The sequence below is a fragment of the Methanosarcina sp. 1.H.T.1A.1 genome, assembly GCF_000979295.1.
Classification (GTDB): Archaea; Halobacteriota; Methanosarcinia; order Methanosarcinales; family Methanosarcinaceae; genus Methanosarcina.
Window position 1 is genome coordinate 51,555 of record NZ_JJQY01000074.1, and the last position, 17,173, is coordinate 68,727.

The 17,173-nt window shown below is 45.2% G+C and carries 17 protein-coding genes; 8 read left to right on the top strand and 9 right to left on the bottom strand.

What is annotated here, in order from left to right:
- Positions 1–60: 60 nt before the first annotated feature.
- Entirely contained in the window at positions 61–501 is a 441-nt protein-coding gene (locus EO95_RS07360; RefSeq protein ID WP_200895017.1) for a carboxymuconolactone decarboxylase family protein, read from the bottom strand.
- 229 nt (positions 502–730) lie between these two features.
- Between EO95_RS07360 and tgtA the strand changes: the two genes are divergently transcribed.
- From tgtA to EO95_RS07380, 4 genes are all read left to right on the top strand, one after another.
- A complete protein-coding gene (tgtA, locus tag EO95_RS07365) occupies positions 731–2,203 on the top strand; it encodes a tRNA guanosine(15) transglycosylase TgtA (RefSeq protein ID WP_048133574.1) in 1,473 nt (490 codons plus the stop codon).
- 255 nt (positions 2,204–2,458) lie between these two features.
- Entirely contained in the window at positions 2,459–3,400 is a 942-nt protein-coding gene (locus tag EO95_RS07370) for a UbiA family prenyltransferase (protein ID WP_048133575.1), read from the top strand.
- Between the two features lie 17 nt (positions 3,401–3,417).
- A complete protein-coding gene (locus EO95_RS07375; RefSeq protein WP_048133576.1) occupies positions 3,418–4,575 on the top strand; it encodes an NAD(P)/FAD-dependent oxidoreductase in 1,158 nt (385 codons plus the stop codon).
- Between the two features lie 162 nt (positions 4,576–4,737).
- A complete protein-coding gene (locus EO95_RS07380; RefSeq protein WP_048133577.1) occupies positions 4,738–5,877 on the top strand; it encodes a radical SAM protein in 1,140 nt (379 codons plus the stop codon).
- Positions 5,878–6,303: 426 nt separating this feature from the next.
- Here the strand turns inward: EO95_RS07380 and EO95_RS07385 are convergent, their stop codons facing one another.
- Genes EO95_RS07385 through EO95_RS18450 form a run of 3 tightly spaced genes read right to left on the bottom strand, consistent with a single transcriptional unit; the run spans position 6,304 to position 8,034 of the window.
- Positions 6,304–7,161: a coiled-coil protein gene (locus tag EO95_RS07385; RefSeq protein ID WP_048133578.1), complete on the bottom strand. Its 858-nt coding sequence runs from the start codon at positions 7,159–7,161 to the stop codon at positions 6,304–6,306.
- Between the two features lie 40 nt (positions 7,162–7,201).
- Complete coding sequence (serB, locus tag EO95_RS07390) at positions 7,202–7,909, bottom strand: phosphoserine phosphatase SerB (RefSeq protein WP_048133579.1); 708 nt, start codon at positions 7,907–7,909, stop codon at positions 7,202–7,204.
- Positions 7,906–8,034, bottom strand: coding sequence for a hypothetical protein (locus EO95_RS18450; RefSeq protein ID WP_255350183.1), 129 nt, complete (start codon positions 8,032–8,034; stop codon positions 7,906–7,908). The genes serB and EO95_RS18450 overlap by 4 nt, the downstream gene beginning before the upstream one ends.
- Before the next feature lie 279 nt (positions 8,035–8,313).
- Between EO95_RS18450 and EO95_RS07395 the strand changes: the two genes are divergently transcribed.
- On the top strand, positions 8,314–9,144 hold the full coding sequence (locus tag EO95_RS07395; RefSeq protein ID WP_048133580.1) for a F420-dependent methylenetetrahydromethanopterin dehydrogenase: 831 nt from the start codon (positions 8,314–8,316) through the stop codon (positions 9,142–9,144).
- Between the two features lie 266 nt (positions 9,145–9,410).
- On the opposite strand, the gene EO95_RS07400 is transcribed toward EO95_RS07395, so the two are convergent.
- Both EO95_RS07400 and EO95_RS07405 read right to left on the bottom strand, forming a co-directional pair.
- Positions 9,411–9,719, bottom strand: a complete 309-nt coding sequence (locus EO95_RS07400; protein WP_327037149.1) for a DUF2111 domain-containing protein — start codon at positions 9,717–9,719, stop codon at positions 9,411–9,413.
- Between the two features lie 195 nt (positions 9,720–9,914).
- Entirely contained in the window at positions 9,915–10,577 is a 663-nt protein-coding gene (locus tag EO95_RS07405) for a DUF166 domain-containing protein (RefSeq protein WP_048133582.1), read from the bottom strand.
- Between the two features lie 160 nt (positions 10,578–10,737).
- On the opposite strand from EO95_RS07405, the gene tmk reads away from it, so the two are divergent.
- A complete protein-coding gene (gene tmk, locus EO95_RS07410; RefSeq protein WP_048133583.1) occupies positions 10,738–11,355 on the top strand; it encodes a dTMP kinase in 618 nt (205 codons plus the stop codon).
- Positions 11,356–11,564: 209 nt separating this feature from the next.
- Here tmk and EO95_RS07415 read toward each other — a convergent pair whose 3' ends face one another.
- Together EO95_RS07415 and EO95_RS07420 are read right to left on the bottom strand one after the other, a co-directional pair.
- Positions 11,565–11,837: a hypothetical protein gene (locus EO95_RS07415; protein ID WP_048133584.1), complete on the bottom strand. Its 273-nt coding sequence runs from the start codon at positions 11,835–11,837 to the stop codon at positions 11,565–11,567.
- Positions 11,838–11,976: 139 nt separating this feature from the next.
- The gene (locus EO95_RS07420) at positions 11,977–12,714 is read right to left on the bottom strand and encodes a HisA/HisF-related TIM barrel protein (protein WP_048133585.1); all 738 of its coding nucleotides are present in this window, start codon (positions 12,712–12,714) and stop codon (positions 11,977–11,979) included.
- Positions 12,715–12,828: 114 nt separating this feature from the next.
- Here EO95_RS07420 and EO95_RS07425 point away from each other — a divergent pair, with 114 nt between their 5' ends.
- Positions 12,829–13,533 (top strand): (5-formylfuran-3-yl)methyl phosphate synthase, encoded by a 705-nt coding sequence (locus EO95_RS07425; RefSeq protein WP_048133586.1) that lies wholly within the window; start codon positions 12,829–12,831, stop codon positions 13,531–13,533.
- A 100-nt stretch (positions 13,534–13,633) separates the two neighbouring features.
- Positions 13,634–14,176 (top strand): metal-dependent hydrolase, encoded by a 543-nt coding sequence (locus tag EO95_RS07430; RefSeq protein ID WP_048133587.1) that lies wholly within the window; start codon positions 13,634–13,636, stop codon positions 14,174–14,176.
- Positions 14,177–14,671: 495 nt separating this feature from the next.
- Here EO95_RS07430 and EO95_RS07435 read toward each other — a convergent pair whose 3' ends face one another.
- On the bottom strand, positions 14,672–16,483 hold the full coding sequence (locus EO95_RS07435; protein WP_048133588.1) for a hypothetical protein: 1,812 nt from the start codon (positions 16,481–16,483) through the stop codon (positions 14,672–14,674).
- Positions 16,484–17,173 lie beyond the last annotated feature (690 nt).

Genomic DNA, 17,173 nt, shown 5'->3' on the forward strand with positions numbered 1-17,173 from the left:
AAAATAAAAAGAGTATGGACCCCGGCCTCAAAAAGCCAGTCCATTTCTATTTTAAAAAAATTAAGCCATCCCAAGCCTTTTGAGAATCTCCATCCGGTCTTCTTTGGTGAAGGACTCGCCCTGGAAGGTCTCAACCGCGTTCTTCAGGAGGGTCACTGCAAAGGACATCGAAGGTCCGCCGCCAAAAGAAACTGAAACCATGGCAGCCTGCATAATTTCCTCTTTTGTTGCTCCGGCCTCAAGGGCATTGAAGGCGTGCAGAGAGATACAGTAAGGGCAGCGGTGGTAGAGGGCAACACCTATAGCAATCAATTCCTTGGTTTTGAAGTCAAGAACCGAAGTTTCAAAGCTTGCTCCGACCATGCCTATAAACGCTGCAGCCTGCTTTCCCTGAACTTCGGTTTCGGAAGCAAACTCACCAAGTCCGGCCGTAAAATCAAATAACAATTTTTTCGGGTCTTCAGTCATGTAATCACCTGTATGTATCTTGTATATAACCATGAATTCTTGAGATATATAACGGTTGTGCATGAGTGATACAAAACTATCCAAAACAGAGAACGTCACATGCGAAAAGAAACCAAAATATCCCGGAAAAACTAAAGGCAAAGAGGAAAACTGAAAAAAAGTACAGGGCCCCTTTGAAAAAAATCCTGTCAAATTCGCCCCACCCCGGACTCCTGTAAGCCCCCAAAGATAAATATATCTGAGAGGCATCTATACCCCCGGCATGTCAGCGACATTTGAAATTCTCGACAAGGACGCAGGCGGCAGGATAGGTAAACTCAAGACCCCTCACGGGACTGTTGAGACACCTACTGTCATGCCTGTAGTAAATCCGAACATCCAGCTTATCTCCCCGAAAGAGATGAAAAGCTTCGGGGCAGAGATTCTGATCACCAATTCCTATATCATTTACCGGAAGGAAGAACTGCGAAGTGTCGCCCTTGAAAAAGGGCTGCACGGGCTCCTTGGCTTTGACGGGCCAATTATGACAGACTCGGGCTCTTTTCAACTTTCAGTATACGGGTCAGTGGAAGTTACAAACGAAGAGATCCTCGCTTTCCAGCAGAAAATCGGGAGCGACATCATAGTCCCACTTGATATCCCGACTCCTCCGGACGTTCACTACAGGAGGGCGGAAGAAGAACTTGTAATCACTACCGAACGCCTGGAAGCTGCCCGCAAATTCATTCAGGGCGAACAGCTCCTTGCAGGCCCGGTCCAGGGATCGACCTATCCCGAACTCAGGGAAAAGGCTGCATCCCACCTGAAAGACCTGAACTTTGATGTTTATCCCCTGGGAGCCGTTGTCCCGCTAATGGAATCCTATCGTTACGCAGAGCTTGTGGATGTAATTGCCGCAGCCAAAAAAGGTCTGTCTCCGACCTCACCAGTACACCTTTTCGGGGCAGGGCACCCTATGATGTTTGCTCTTGCAGTCGCGCTTGGCTGTGACCTTTTTGACTCGGCGGCTTATGCCCTCTATGCCAAGGACGGGCGTTATATTACTGTAAACGGGACTTATCACATAGAAAAACTGAACTACCTGCCCTGCTCCTGCCCTATCTGTTCTAAATATACTGCAGATGAGTTGAGAAAAGCCAAAAACCGGGACGAACTCCTGGGAAGGCACAACCTCTACGCAACCTTTGCGGAAATCCGGCTGATCAAGCAGTGCATAAAGGACGGAAAACTGCTCGAGCTTGTTGAACAACGCTGCCGTGCCCACCCGAAACTTCTTGACGGGCTGAAAAAGCTCTACACCCATTCTCCCTGGCTGGAACAGTTAGACCCTGCCACCAAAGGCACCTATTTCTACTGCGGACCCGAATCCGCCTCCCGCCCAGAAGTCCTGCGCTTCGGAAAGCGGCTGGAAAGGTTCAGCCTTGAAGGTTCGGCAATTATCCGCACAACTCCAGTGAAAGGGGAAAGAAGCTATGACCAGCTCCTTATCTTCAAAGCACCTTTCGGGGCATTCCCTGCAGAAATGGAAGAGGTATACCCATTCAATGCCGAGGTCTCAAAGTTTCCGGATTACGAAGCTCTCAGCACCGCCCTTTCAAATACCCTTAAACTGATAGAGCTTAACCCGAAAGCGAAGTTTACCTTTGTCTGTGAGCGGGCGTTCGAGCATCCCCTGCTCGAAAAAATAAAAGAAAAGGCTGAACTGGTCTACAGGGATGCCTGGAAAAAAGAATAAGCATCTCATAGCCCCTTAAAGGGGCCTGGATTTTTCATGGATTCTTTAATTGTTCCAGGGGTTCTCATGCATCTCGTAAACCCCTCAGTTACCTTTTCATGGCAGGATTCTCCTGAAAAAGAGAAAAAGGAAACTTTTTTGAGATGCCAATGTTTATAGGACTAACTGTAAAAATCCCTGATAACACTAAAAACCTGACAATTCCCGAAATATAACCAACCCCCAATACAAACCAGAAAAGCACAGGTGAAAAGATTGTCCCTTACAGCAAGAATCGGGGAGCTCAGCCCCTACCTCCGATTGCTGAGACCCGAACTCTACTACATGGACCTGACCCTCCCCGCCGCAAGCGCGATCCTTGCTTCCTACCTGGCAACCGGAGGGCTGCCCTTACTTGTCCCCTTCTTGATTGCCGTGATAGGAGGCTTTGCGGCCATAACCAGTTCATATGTTTTCAATGACTGCTGCGATGTCGATATAGACACCATAAATATCCCGGACCGCCCCCTGCCTGCGTCGAGGGTCTCAAAGAACTCGGCAATGATGTACGCTCTCTTGCTTTTACTTATCGCAGGTGCCGCAGCCACGTACTTGAACCCGGAATCCCTTGCAGTCCTATTTGTCGCAGCTGCAACTATCACCATTTACTCAATCTTTGCAAAGCGCAGCACCTTCCTGAGCTTCCTGCCTGTCGGCATCTCCTACGGACTCGTACCTATCGGGGTATGGCTTGCATTTGACCCCGCAGGAATCCTGAAAGGCAGCGACGGAGTGATTTTACCCCTTCCGGCAATCTGTTTCGGGCTCATGATGTGCGTTACGGACTGGGCTTTTACTCTGGGAGGCGTTGCCAGAGATGTGGAAGGAGACCGGCTAAAAGGGGCCCCTACACTGCCCGTAACCTTTGGAATTCCCTTTACCGCCAGGTTTGTGACATTCTGGTGGATTGTCGGAGTTATTGCTTCAGTTATAATAGGCTGGTCAGCCAGACTCGGCCCGGTATTTTTTGCAGGCGCTCTTGCCTCAGGGCTCTGGATGCTTGCCCAGTGTTTTGATTTTATCAAACATCCAACTCCTGAGAGGGGCGGCGCGCTTTTCCTTAACGGCTCAAACTACAGAGCAATAATGTTCGGGTCAATGATCCTGGACGTGGTGCTCTGCATATATCTTGGATCTTATACCTCCATTATCTGGTGAAAAAAGGATAGAAAAAAATGGATGCGGACATTATTGTAATCGGGGCGTCCCCTGCAGGGCTCATGGCTGCCAGAAATGCCTGTGAAAAGGGTGCGGATGTCCTTTTGTTGGAAAAAAAGGAAGAGATCGGGAATCCGCCACACCCTGCAAACTCTTTTTTTAAGGGGATGCTTGACAGGTGCGGAGAAAAGGTAGACCCGTCTTATGTTGTGCATTACCTCAAGGGAATGAAGATTATCTCCCCGGAAGGACGCGAAGTTATAGTAGAAACACCTGGTTATTCTATCGATAAAACGAGATTTGACCGGTTTTATACTGAAAAGGTAATAAAAACCGGTGTTGATCTCAGAACAGGGATAGGAGTAAACAGTATCCGGAAGGAAGGGGGAGAATTTGCGATCAGTACTTCGGCAGGGGTGTTCAGGTCGAGACTTGTAGTAATTTCCGACGGCATCAATTCAAAAATGGCATCCCTTCTAGGTCTGAAAACAATGAAACACCCCGAGGATATTGCCTGGGGAATTGAGCTGGACGTCAGGGCTCCTGGGCTCGGGAAGCCTGAAATGTTTGAGTACTATGTAGGAAACCATGCTCCCGGCTGGAAGACCACATATGCACCCAGAGGAGGCGATAATGCTGCGATTGGGGCTTATGTGCGCAGATGTGGGAAGGATGCCACTCCTTACCTGAACGCCTGGGTGGAGCGTTTCAAAAAGCTTAAAGGGCTCGAAGAACTTGAAGTTGTAAGAAAACTTTCCGGGGGGGACCCTATTGTTACTATCCCAGGTGAGTACATAACTGATGGGATAATGGTAGCTGGAGGAGCTGCAGGCCAGTCCGGGATAGGCTATGCAATGAGGGCAGGTCAGATATGCGGAGACGTGGCGGCAGATGCTGTAAAAAAGGGAGACGTCTCAAAAAGTACTCTTTCGGAATACCGGAAAACCTGGGAAAAGGAGTTTAAGGTCGAGCATTACCTGGGCCGTATAGGGCTTGAGACCCTCAGGAAGATGACGGACAGAGAAATCGATGAAATGGTAAGGGTGTTTGAAAAAGAAGACCTGTCCTTTATCCACGGCAGCGCCTTTGAACAGGCTATGCAGGTATTTATCTTCACGTTGAAGAAAAAACCTTCAGCTATGCTAAAATACAGAGCATTCCTGAGGGACAAGTAAACTGGAGACGAAAGGCAAGCTGGAAAAAATAGGACTGAAAAAGGGATAAGATAAAAAAGAAAGACAAAACCAGAAAAAATAGAACGGAAAAATAGAACGGAAAATAAAGAAAGGAAAATAAAGAAAAGAAAAAACTACCAGAAAGCCAGATGCAGGGAAAATATGCAGTACGAGTTTTATAAAAATCCCCTTTTCAGGGTTTATGCCGAAATTGAAGATGGGTGCTTGAAGATGAAAACCGGTGGAGTAGCCTCTCCACTCATGAAAAAAGCCCTTGCGGCAAACATCTCGATCTTTGACGGCGAAAAGCCTGCGAATGTAGAAGCTGACCGCCTGATCTATTCTACCTGGATGCCTCCGATTCCAAGTCCGGGCTTTGACCGGCTTGTGAAGAGCCAGTTGTCATCAATGTTCGGAAAAAATATGCCTGACCAGGTAACAATCTCAATTACCGAGGACTGCCCCAACAACTGCATCCACTGTGCCCTCCCCGATACAAAGAACAGGGCAAAACTTGCACCCGAAACCATTAAAGATGTAATTGATCAGGTGCTCGAAATGGGCACAACCTTTGTGATTTTTGATGGGGGAGAACCCCTGACCTACCCTGGTCTGGAAGCCCTGATAAGCTACGTTGCCCCTGAAAAAGCTATTACCGGGATGTTCACCTCAGGAGTCGGACTAACAGAAGAACGCGCACGGAGCCTTAAAGCTGCAGGGCTGTATTCCCTTACAGTTAGTTTTGACAGCGCATATGAGGAAAAGCATGATTATGTAAGGGGCAGGAAAGGAGTTTTCAAAAGTGCAGTTGAAGCAGTCAAAAACGGACTTGCGGCTGGGCTGCTTGTAAACATATATGTGGTGCTTTCAAGGGACAATGTCAATGAGCTTGATGAACTCTATACCCTTGCAACGGATCTTGGAATCCATGAACTCTCTTTCTATGAGATAGTGCCAACAGGCAGGTGGATGGACCATGCTTCCGAGATCATGACCCCAAAAGACCTCAGGAAATTTGACAATTTTGTGTCCCAGACCAGGGAAAAGGAAGGACCCAGAGTTTTTCCAATTCCACAGGTTATGAAGACCACAGGCTGTATGGCAGGCAGAAAATGGCTGCACATCACGCCTGAAGGAAATATTCACCCCTGTGCCTGTATCCCCATTCCCTATGGAAATGTCCACAGGGATAAAATAAAGGATGTCTGGAAAAAAATAAGGGACGATCCGGCATATAACGCAAAATGCTGCCTTATGAGAAACCCCGAGTTCAGGGAAAAATACCTGAAGCTTCTAGAGTGAGCTTCAGGTTTTTTAAAGCAATTTTCAGATTTTTGAAGCAGGCAGACCTTAAAAGTCATAATCGTTCTTTTTTTCCGTATGCTCTGTGAGGTGAGCTTGCCTGCACAACAGACAAAAGCGAAAGCACTAGCCGTGCGAAAGTACACTGCACGAAAGTACACTAACAGAACATCAACCGTACCAGGAAGCAACGAAAAGTAAAAGTTTATAGAAAAGCCGTATATTCCGGGATAAAAACAACTGAGACAGCATAAGCAGGGGATATAAACAGGCAGTAAACAGTCAACATTAAACAAGCAGCACATTACTGCTCTGGGAACAGAAAAATAAGCTGAGAACAGAAAAATGAGTGCAGGTAAAGGTTTGGGACCTTTACTTGCAACGGAAATTAAAAATTTAGCGAGCAAATATATTCGATGTGATTGATTAGACTAAACCAGACCGCTGAAGAGTCATCAGGTCTTCGGTAGTGAGTTTAGCTCCGCCCTTGAACTTATCGAAAATGGATTTGGCATCCTTCTGAAGTTCGGACTTGACGACACGGGACTTTCCGTCCTTGTCTTTCTTCTTGAGCTTGAAGACTTCTTTGTCGAGATCCCTGATTTCCTTCTGGGCATTGATGAAAATCTTGTGCTGTTCGTCAGCTGCTTCCTGGGCTTTTACAAAATCCCGGTGTGCAATGTCTGACTCTGCCCTGGTTCTGTCAGCTTCCTTGAAGGCATTAATCATCTTCTCGTGGTATTCCTGGGCCTGCCTGGCGTATTCTGCAAGCTCGTTGTGGAACTCCGAAGCTTCGTCCCTGATTTGCTGGGCTTCATCCAGGATATCTTTCAGTTCGAGGTTGCCCTCAAGCTGGACTTTTTTCTCGTGGTATTGTTTCTGAAGCTCTGCAATCTTGCTAACGAGTTCTCTTTCCTTGCTTGTGCTGAGAACTTCGGTCTGCTGGGTGAATTCAAGGCGATCGATGTCTTTCCTTAAGGCTTTGATTGAGGGCCCGCCAAGGTTGTTCTGTTTCCTGATGGAATCTGCCTTTGCGAACAGATCATTTGCTTTGGCGTTGGTGTCATCGCGCTTGTTCTTGTATTCACTGACCTTCTCGTTGATCTCGTCCCTGAGAACTTTTAGTTCCTGGGCTTCGTTGATAAGGTCTTTTGTCTTCTTGTTCAGGTCGTTGCGCTTTGCGGCAAGCGCGCTGGCCTCAGCGTTTAAAGTATTCCTTTTTTCCTTGGATTCTTCAGAAATGTCCTTCAAATCTGATCTTTTTTTCTGCAATTCCTTTAGCATCTCTTATTGTGCCTCCCGATCCAGCAAAAGAGCTGGCATTTTAGTAGTGTTCGATGTCGACATGCTGTGCCTGATTACAAAATTGATAAGAAAGAGAGTCAAGAACAGGGATCACGGCTCTCAGGTCTTTTATTGTTATGACCACGTCCGCATATTCCCTAAGTATGGGCTTTGGATTGAAAGCTATGGCAAACCCAGCTACCTCAAAAATGCAAGCATCGTTTGCGCCGTCCCCGACAACCACACACTGCTCAGGCCTGACATTGTAAAACCGAGCCAATTCCTCGAACACTTTTGCTTTGGAATCGCTTTGTGTGACAGGACCGACAACTTCGCCCGTGAGGCAGCCGTCTTCCATAAGCAGTTCGTTAGAGACGACGAAATCAATACCAAGCACTTTACCTACCATCTCGGCAGCTATGGTAAATCCACCGGAAATCATCGCAGTCTTATAACCCCGATTTTTAGCATACAGGACAAGTTCGGCTGCTCCCGGCATAAGATTAATCTGATTTACAGCATCAAGGGCAGTTTCAAGGGGAAGTCCCTTAAGAAGTCTGACCCTTTCTGCAAGCGCTTGCTCGAAATCGAGGTCTCCATACATCGCTCTCTTCGTAATCTCCTCTACTTTGCTTACAACACCTGCGGCCCTGGCGAGCTCATCGATGGTCTCAGCGTCTATAAGGGTACTATCCATATCAAAAACAATAAGTTTGTTTTCAGTAGAATTATGTATAGGACAGTTCACTCAATCAAAACCTGGACCTGAATAGCTATATATATAGCGGGACAATTCCCGAAAAAGGGCATGCCGCACGAAATACCGTTTTCAGGGTACCCCCGCAGCTTGATAGAATATATGTGCCCTGACATTAAAAGCCCACCAACGGATAAAGTTCTTCAAATTATAATGCGGGTTTCGCGAAAACAAAACCACAAAACAACAGCATTGATGTCAACGTTTTTGAGTGAAATAAATCACATCCCTTTTAAGCTTTTCGGAGGAGCAACAAAAGGTACCGAATAATGATTATAAATAGGACAGATATATATAAAATAAGATGGATACGAAAGGGAGATTGCCAAAAGGATTATAAACCCTTTAGGAATTCCACTATTGAAGAAAAAGGTCAACACAGGATTTTGAGAAAAATGGTCAACATAGGCTTTATAAAAATGGGCAACCTGGGAATGAGCCAGGTTATCAATCTGATCCAGGATGAAATTGCAGCGCGAGAAGGAATTACTGTAAGGGTATGTGGTACTGGTGCCAAAATGGGCCCAGCTGATGCCGCGGACACTGAAAGCTTCAAGCAGTGGAATGCTGACTTCGTGGTAATTATCAGTCCGAATGCAGCAGCTCCAGGCCCTACCGCAGCCCGTGAACTCTGGAAAGATGTACCCTGTATCGTAGTTTCAGACGGTCCTACAAAAAAGGAAGCCCGTGAGGCTTTTGAGCAGGACGGTTTCGGATACATTATCCTTCCGGTAGACCCCCTTATCGGAGCAAAGAGAGAGTTCCTCGACCCCGTTGAGATGGCATCCTTCAATTCCGATGCTATGAAAGTCCTTTCCGTCTGTGGTGTTGTAAGACTTATCCAGGAAGAGCTCGACAGGGTAACCGAGCAGGTTGCTTCCGGAAAGTCAGGAAAGGAGCTTGAACTCCCGCATATCTTCGCAAAACCTGAGAAATGTGTAGAACACGCAGGATTTGCAAACCCATACGCAAAAGCAAAGGCTCTTGCCGCCCTTCACATGGCTGAGAAAGTTGCACAGGTTAACTTCCCTGCTTGCTTTATGTTAAAGGAAATCGACCAGGTCTGCCTCACAGCCGCAGCCGGGCACGAGATAATGGGAGCTGCAGCGCAACTCGCAACCCAGGCAAGGGAAATCGAAAAATCCAACGACACAGTCTTCAGACAGCCCCACGCAAAGAGTGGTGCCCTGTTGAAGAAGGTCAAATTATACGAAAAACCACAGTAAATACCGGAAAACTTTTCCCGGTTTTAAAACTCAGACCCTGTATTTCATTCAGGACTGGAGGAATTGGAAAAATGTCCCTCTCAAACCTTGAAAAAGAGGTGGGGGACAAAATCCTCCAATAAAAATCAATTCGCTTTAAAAAAACAACTCGTTTTAAAAAGCAATTCGTTTTAAAAAGCAATTCGTTTTAAAAAGCAATTCGTTTTAAAAAGCAATTTGTTATTTCCTTTTCTTTATTAGAATGCTGCTTGTAACCTGCTTTGGCTTCATTTTTTTGCATCCTCGACTTCTTCCAGCACGGAAGTATATTCCTGAAAGACAGATGGAAGATCAATTGTAGCCAGAAGGTCCACAATCCCGAGAGCCGCGACAACCTTACCGTCCTTTGAACGGATGGGAACAACTACCACATGTTTTCCACGGTACATGCCTTCTGCGGGAACTTCATGGGCAATTTTGTTAGTCTTTAACACCTCTTCAAGCACAGGTCCTGTATAGTCCCTGTCAAGGATTTTTCCCTTTTCCAGGCGAAGCCCTTTTCGTTTGAGGCTTCTAATAGTGGTAGGGAGTCCCATTAGTGAATGAACTGCGACTGCTATTGGCTCAAGGTCTTCAGGCCCTGAATCTTCTGAGATAGATAGGGAAATAATGTTTTCACCCCCAAAGGTATTTGGAAACCGGTACAGGCAAAAAACAGGAATTTCAGAAATTAAAAATTGGATCCCATTTTTCGACCATATTTAGAATATATTTTTCCAAAGAATATATAATCACTCCTCATTCTCAAGCGCTTTTATGAGCGCCTGCTTGTGCAGTTCTGCAGACTCGTGAATACCTCCCATTTCGCCCCTGACCGCCCGGCAGGGATATTGCTGGACCAGCAGCCCGGCTTTCGGGGGGGCATCTTTTACTGGCACTCCAATAATTTCCTTTGCCATATGCCAGGTACTTCCACAGGGGGCACCTTTTATGACCTCAACTTTAGCTATTTTTCCGTTCTCGGTCTTGACTTTCAAAACGGGAGACCCGAAAATATCAGCAAACGGACGATTGAAGGAGGTGGGTTCGAGGGTGCAGCAAATTTCATCCACCTCGATGTCCATTCCGGAAGCTTCTGATATTTTTTTAAGTTCAGGAACCGATGCTCTGGAAGGCCCTCCAGGGATAATCAAAGAGCGCACCCCGGCTTCTGCGGCAAGTTTTGCAATTGCCGAGGTAAGGTCAGGATGCAGGGAATAAGTAACTACAATCTCGGCAGAAAAGACACGCAGGTCGAAATTCAGTCTTTCCAGAAACTCATCAGGTTCCTCAATGAATATGGGCACGAACTCGGGCAGGTCGGCAGTTACAACTGAAAAATCACTGTGTTCCTTTACAATTTCAATAAGGCGGTGTCCGTACTTGCCCCGTGTGATAACTCCTATTACAGTCATTAATTTAAGTTATTTTTAATGTTTGCATAAATAGATACTCATTTTATCTGGAACTGCTGACCTGACCTATCAGCTATGTGTGACTCTCTATAGAGTATAAATACAGATAGTGCGTTTGAATGAAAACCTGTAAAGAAAGAAAATTAAAAAGGCGGTCCTTATGAGAGGTAAACTGATCACACTTGAGGGTATTGATGGTTCAGGCAAAAGTACGGTTGCAAAAAAACTTCAGAAAAACCATGAAATTCGTGCTTTTGAGCCGATCTTTACCAGAGAGCCGACAAGAGATACCCTTACTGGAAATGCTGTTGAAAAAGCAATCCAGTCGGATACCGACCAGCTTGCCGAACTATTCCTTTTTACAGCTGACCATGCTGAACATCTGGCAAAGCTTGTAAAGCCTGCACTTGAGAACGGGAAAACCGTGATTTCGGACCGTTATTCCGACAGCCGCTATGCTTACCAGGGAATAACTCTTAAAAACCGTATCGAGAACCCGCTTGAATGGGTAAGGAGCCTGCACAAAGGCTGGACCATTGTTCCGGACCTTACTTTTCTTTTTGATATTGAACCTGAAATCGCAGTTGAGCGCTGCGGGAAGCGGGGAGAACAAACCAAATTCGAAAAGATAGAATTTTTACATGGAGTCAGAGAAAATTTCCTCAGGCTTGCCTCAGAAGAGCCGGAGCGGTTTATAGTAGTTGATGCGTCCTGCTCTCCAGAAAATGTGGAAAAAACAGTTGTCCAAAAAATTCTTGAGTTTGTTCAAAGGGATTGAATTGGATATTGCCCGGGCATGAAGATTAAATCTTAAATTAAAATCAAAGAGTCAGGCAGGAGATTAACCCGAAGATTGATCCCGGCGAGTAAATTCGAAAATTAAACCTCGGATATAAATATAAAAATCAAAGTTGCGCTGGCGCACCCCGCAGCAGGCTAGCGGGGTATTCGACTGAAATAAAAAAAGAAAAGAAAATGAAAGCCCGGTTAGAGCTTGTTGTCATCCGCAAATTTGATCAGGGCTTCCGCCAGCATCCGGACGTGCGAAGGGTTGAGATTGAAGCGGGACTTTTTCACGCCTCCACGTTCTTTTGCGAGCTCTACATATTCCTTTTCAAAACGGTCGCTGTGCGCCAGAGAGATGGTCATGTACCAGCCGCCCCCCATCTTGATCTCCGTGTACCCGTCTCCACTGTTTTCTCCTGCTCGCTCCTCTACTGGCTCTTCAATGCTCTCTTCAGTTACCTTTCTTGTTGCCATGCTGTAACCTCGTAAACTCTTTGTTTTGATGATGAAATCTGATGATCTGGATATAAATCTGCTAATTGGTTTATAAAGATACTCAATGCCTTATATACCAGAGGCATAAGGCAGGACATAAATCCTTCCCGAGAATTCATTAATTGCCTTTCTTAATTATTTCAAGTCCCAGGTCCATCACTTCCGGAGGGACCGAACCTGAGTGGATTGCAGTTGCTACCAGAGCGCCCCTTACGCCGATCCTCTCCAGAGCAAAAAGGTCGTCCATGCCCTTGACCCCGCCCGCAAGCAGCACACTGTGCTCAGAGGCTTCAGCCAGTTTGCGAAGGAATTCAGAATCAAAGCCAGAAGCCGTCCCAACTCTGTCGAGATCGAGGAAGAGAAGGTCTTTTAAGGGGAGTCCGTTAAGCAGCTTTACGATTTCGAAGGGATCTTGAGGGATCTCAGGGTCCTGTTTAAGAAGCTTCCCGTGTTTTATATCAATGCTGACACTTATTTTTCCGGGGTATCGTAAAGCTGCTTCTTTGATCACTGCAAGTGTGCCTGTCTCTGTGCCTATGACTGCAGTTTGGGCGATGGAAAGCGCTTTGTCCACATCTTCAAGAGAAGCGATTCCAAAATCAAGCATTGTCTCTGCTCTAAAACTTACTTCCCGGATAATACTGGCATTAGTCTCGAGGGGACCTTTCCCCTGCAGTACATTAAGATCGGCAATGTAGACTTCGCGAGGGTGCACAGATTCGAGTATATCAACAGGGTCCGAACTGCTGCATATAACACTTGAATCCGAAACCGGGCGGTAATTTTCCCTTACTCCGCCCTTTGCAAGAACAACGTTACGGTTAAATATATCCATCACAAAAATTACTCGGAACATACTTATCACATAGCTGCATCATCCTATAAAAAAATATAAAATAAGATTGATTGTATATAAATAAACAATATATATCATTAGAGATTTAACTTCATTCTTAATTAGAGGCTTTTTATGAAACTGCTTGTAAGTCCAATAAATAAAGAGGAAGCAATCATCGCTTCCAGAGGCGGCGCAGACATTGTAGATGTCAAAAACCCGAAAGAAGGTTCTCTTGGAGCCAATTTCCCCTGGGTGATCAGGGATATTAAAGAGGTTGTAAACGGTAGGCAGCCGATAAGCGCAACAATAGGAGATTTCAACTATAAACCCGGAACTGCTGCCCTTGCTGCCCTGGGAGCAGCAGCATCTGGAGCGGATTATATTAAAGTAGGCCTTTACGATATCCAGACCGAAGCACAGGCCCTTGAACTGCTCACAAAGATTACAAGAGCCGTAAAAGACTATGACCCATCAAAAAAGGTTGTTGCCTCAGGATATTCGGACTATAAACGTATTAATTCGATTTCTCCGATTTTACTCCCCGCTGTTGCCGCAGAGGCCGGAGTAGATGTGGTTATGGTAGATACAGGCATCAAGGACGGGAAATCTACCTTCGAATTCATGGATGAAAAAGAGCTGACAGAGTTTACTGACCTTGCTCATGAACACGGGCTTGAAAATGCAATTGCCGGTTCCCTGAAATTCGAAGACCTTCCGGTACTCGAAAGGATAGGGCCCGACATAATTGGCGTCCGGGGTATGGTCTGCGGCGGAGACCGGAGAACTGCGATCAGGCAGGAACTTGTAGAAAAGCTTGTATCTGAGTGCCAGATCTGAAAAGTTTCGTACATCAGTAAAACGTCGGAACCCTTTGCTGGCCTGCCTTTTAGGCCGGCCGGCCAAAACATAATTATACGCAATCAACTTTTTTAATCTGATGTTTATTCTCGGGCATATAGGCATTACTCTGGGGATCTTCTATTCCCTGAACCGTTTATTTTCGAAAAAGAATATTCCGGTAGACTTTAAATGGATAGCTTTTGGGGCTCTCCTTCCGGACTTTATCGATAAACCCCTTGGCAGGATAATTCTTACTGAGACTATAGGAAGCGGAAGAATCTTTGCCCATACCCTTCTCTTCGGAGTCCTGATAGGGCTGGTTGCAGGTTACACCTTCTACCGAAAGGGCTGGATGATACCCCTTATTGTTGCAGGCGCTTCATTCTGTCACCTGCTTGAGGACCAGATATGGAATTCACCTGAAGTCCTTTTCTGGCCACTTATGGGATGGGAGTTTCCAAAAGATACGCTTTCCGGAGGTTTTATTGAGTACTTCATGAGAATCCTGAGTAATTCATACAATCCGGCGTATTCAGGCGCATTTATCCCGGAAATAATAGGATTGAGCATTATTCTCCTTTTTGCGGGCAGTTATATCAGGACAAAAATAGAAGAAAAAAATACAGCCCTCAAACAATGAAAGAGAAAGCAAAAGAGCAGGACTAATAAAAAATGTAGTATCTGATTAATCGGCTTATAGATTCCAGAATCAGAGGCTGAAATATTTATTATCTCTTCTGCGCCTTACAGAGCTAAAGCCGTCTCACCAGCCACGTAAGAAAAAATCACAGGGTCTTTCTGCGATTTCTAATTTTTATCGATCCTCTATAACTTTTATTTTGGACTTATCTCTTCTTTGTGGTCTGAAAGCTCGCTCTCCCGCATCGAACGTGACAGAATCCATAAATTAGACCTCTTGAACAAAGCTCACTTTTAAAACCCAAAAATTAGTCCTCTTGAGCAAAGCTCACTTTTAAAACCCAAAAATTAGTCCTCTTGAGCAAAGCTCACTTCTAAAACCCAAAAATTAGTCCTCTTGAGCGCAGCGAAAAGGACCGCGTACTCCCGAGACGCAATTCGGGTGGCGCAACTAGGGTGGCGCAACTAGGGTGGCGCTACTAGGGAAAAAGCAGACTCAAGGAGTATGCTTGTAGATTTTTATGTTAAGAGAGTCGTAAATCTTGTACAGAGGCTTATTGTCCTGAGTCTCGGAACTGTTTCCTGCTGAAGAATATCCCAGATTATCAGATCCTGATTTTTCCAGGTTCAGAGCCTCTGAGAAAGTTGTTACTACGAGGTAGAAAGGTCCAAATGTAGTGGAATTATTCAAAGACTTTACATCCGCGGGATGGTTTGCAGGGGCTGACCCGGATATGATAGAAACCTCGGGAAATGCATCATATTGTCCCGGACTGTCGGTAGAATTTCCTGAAAAGGTATAACCCACTTTATCTCCAGAAGACATAACATACGGGTCTGCTGCTTTTGATCCTACTAACCACTGCATTCCTTCCACCTCATTTTGTGTGATAGCTTCCGAGATTCCTCCGGCATATGGGGAACTGAAACAGCTGAAAAACCCTAAAGTCCAGAGAAGACCCAGAACCAGGATTGTAGCGCTAAGGCCGGTTGTATACCCCTTCCTGAGAAGGACAATATAGAGAGAGTACCCCAGAAGCGGGATCTGGGCAAAGATGATGAAACTTAAGTTTGCAAATCTATCTGGCGGGTAAGGGATGAAGGGGTTTAAGAGAAAGCCAAGCTCAAGGAAGAATGCAATTATATACAGGAATAAAAAGCGGGGGTATCTGCGAACAAAGTGGTGGCAAAAGCGTTTGCGATTCTGCCATACGATTACTGTATTAATTACAACAAAAATTAACGGGATGTAGTACTTGCCGTAATAAAGGTTGAAAAGGTGTATGAACTCGAAAATCCCGGGGTCCATGCTTGGAATTGTAGCAAAACCCGCAGCTGCAAGGGAATTGATACGCCAGGCAAGAGCCGGGAGAAAAATATCAAAAAACCCTGAAGCGTACTTTGCGCAGAGCAAGAAGCCGCCCGAAGTAAATGACAGCAGGATAAATAGAGGAACTATTCTTCCTGAAGAGCTTGAAAGGGGATCTCGAGCAAGGCTTTTAAGACTGAGGATTTTTTTAAGGAGCCCTGACTGCATGACTTTACCTGCAAAAGCAAGCAGCAGAGAGAAACATACCAGGTACATGAAGATAAAAGGATGAGCTAACGGGAGCAAAGGTATCATAAAGAGCAAACAAACAACTCCCGCTGTTCTGTTTTTATTGGAGATTGCATTCCAAAGCAAAAGAAGATAGAGAGGAACAAGACAGAAAGTAAGGTAGTAGGGGACCGTTGATACCTGGAAATGCCCGAAGTATGGAATGACCGAGCAGAGAAAAGTTACCGATACCAGCTTTTCCCGGCTCATAAAGCCCCGGTAGAACAGAAACATACCGGCAATAAATATAATAGAAAATAAAACCGGTAAAAAATATGATAGTGCCCGTGCATTCATTCCTGAGGTCAGAGCCAGAGCTGAGACCAGTAGAGGACCTGTAGGGGAGAGATCTGAAAAGGCAGAAAGACCTGAGGAACCGAAAATCCCTGTATTTCCTGCCAGAATCAGGTATGAAAATTCATCTCCCCTGCCTACTGAAGCGTAACCAAGCATATACGGGATTATCAATACAATAATATGAACAAGTAGTAGTGTGAAAACTGCACTAATCTTTCTATATGCAAGAAGCAGAAAGCAGGCAGAAAGGTAACATAAGAGCAGGATCAGGTAAAAATGGAAAGGAAGCTGTTCATAGATATTAACTGCATATCCTTCAGGCTGAATTTCCCTGAGAACAAAGAGGTTGTAAACAAGTAGTAACAGAGAAACCGCTGGAATCAGATTTAAGATTTTATTGTTGAGTTTAGACAATATGTCCCCCGTCCTTCCGGAAAGTTACAGAGTCCAGTTTCCGCACCTTTATATAAGAACTTTCCTGAAACAGCGCCTCTACTCCCATAGAGTCTGCTTTCACAGGCAGCTCGCGGCAGGTAAACTTCCATGCTCAAAATTTCCTTCTATATAAAGATTTCTTTTACTTTGTTCTCCTATTTATGTTTCGTATACCCAATCGCTCAACAAATAATTAATTGTTGTGCCCGAGTCGCAGGTTGATATACTGCCCCTCAAGAGAATTGATGTTTCTCATAAGTAAAAATCCCCAAGAATTAAAGACTTTCGGGCTTTTATAAGAAGAAGCGTAAAAACTCCAGGTCTTTACAGGCTGTCCTACAATTACTACCAATAATAACCGAATTTATTCTTTATCGATTTAAAGGATTTATACCTTATTTTTTACATGTTTTTGCTCTGAAATAGAATTGTCGGACAGCCTCCTTAGCCTGGGGGACATAAGTGGCGGACTGCAAATCCAAAAAGCCAGAGTCCGAAAATTAGATTTTAAGGGACAGGAATTCGGTTTCCTTACGAATCCTGACACCTTTATACTTTCTGGCTATGTACCTTTGTATGATGAAATATTCAGGATTTAGATATATTCAGAGAGCAGAAAACGGCAAACACTGCCTGGCCGTTCTGCTTTGAGCAGAAAGAAGTTCCCTT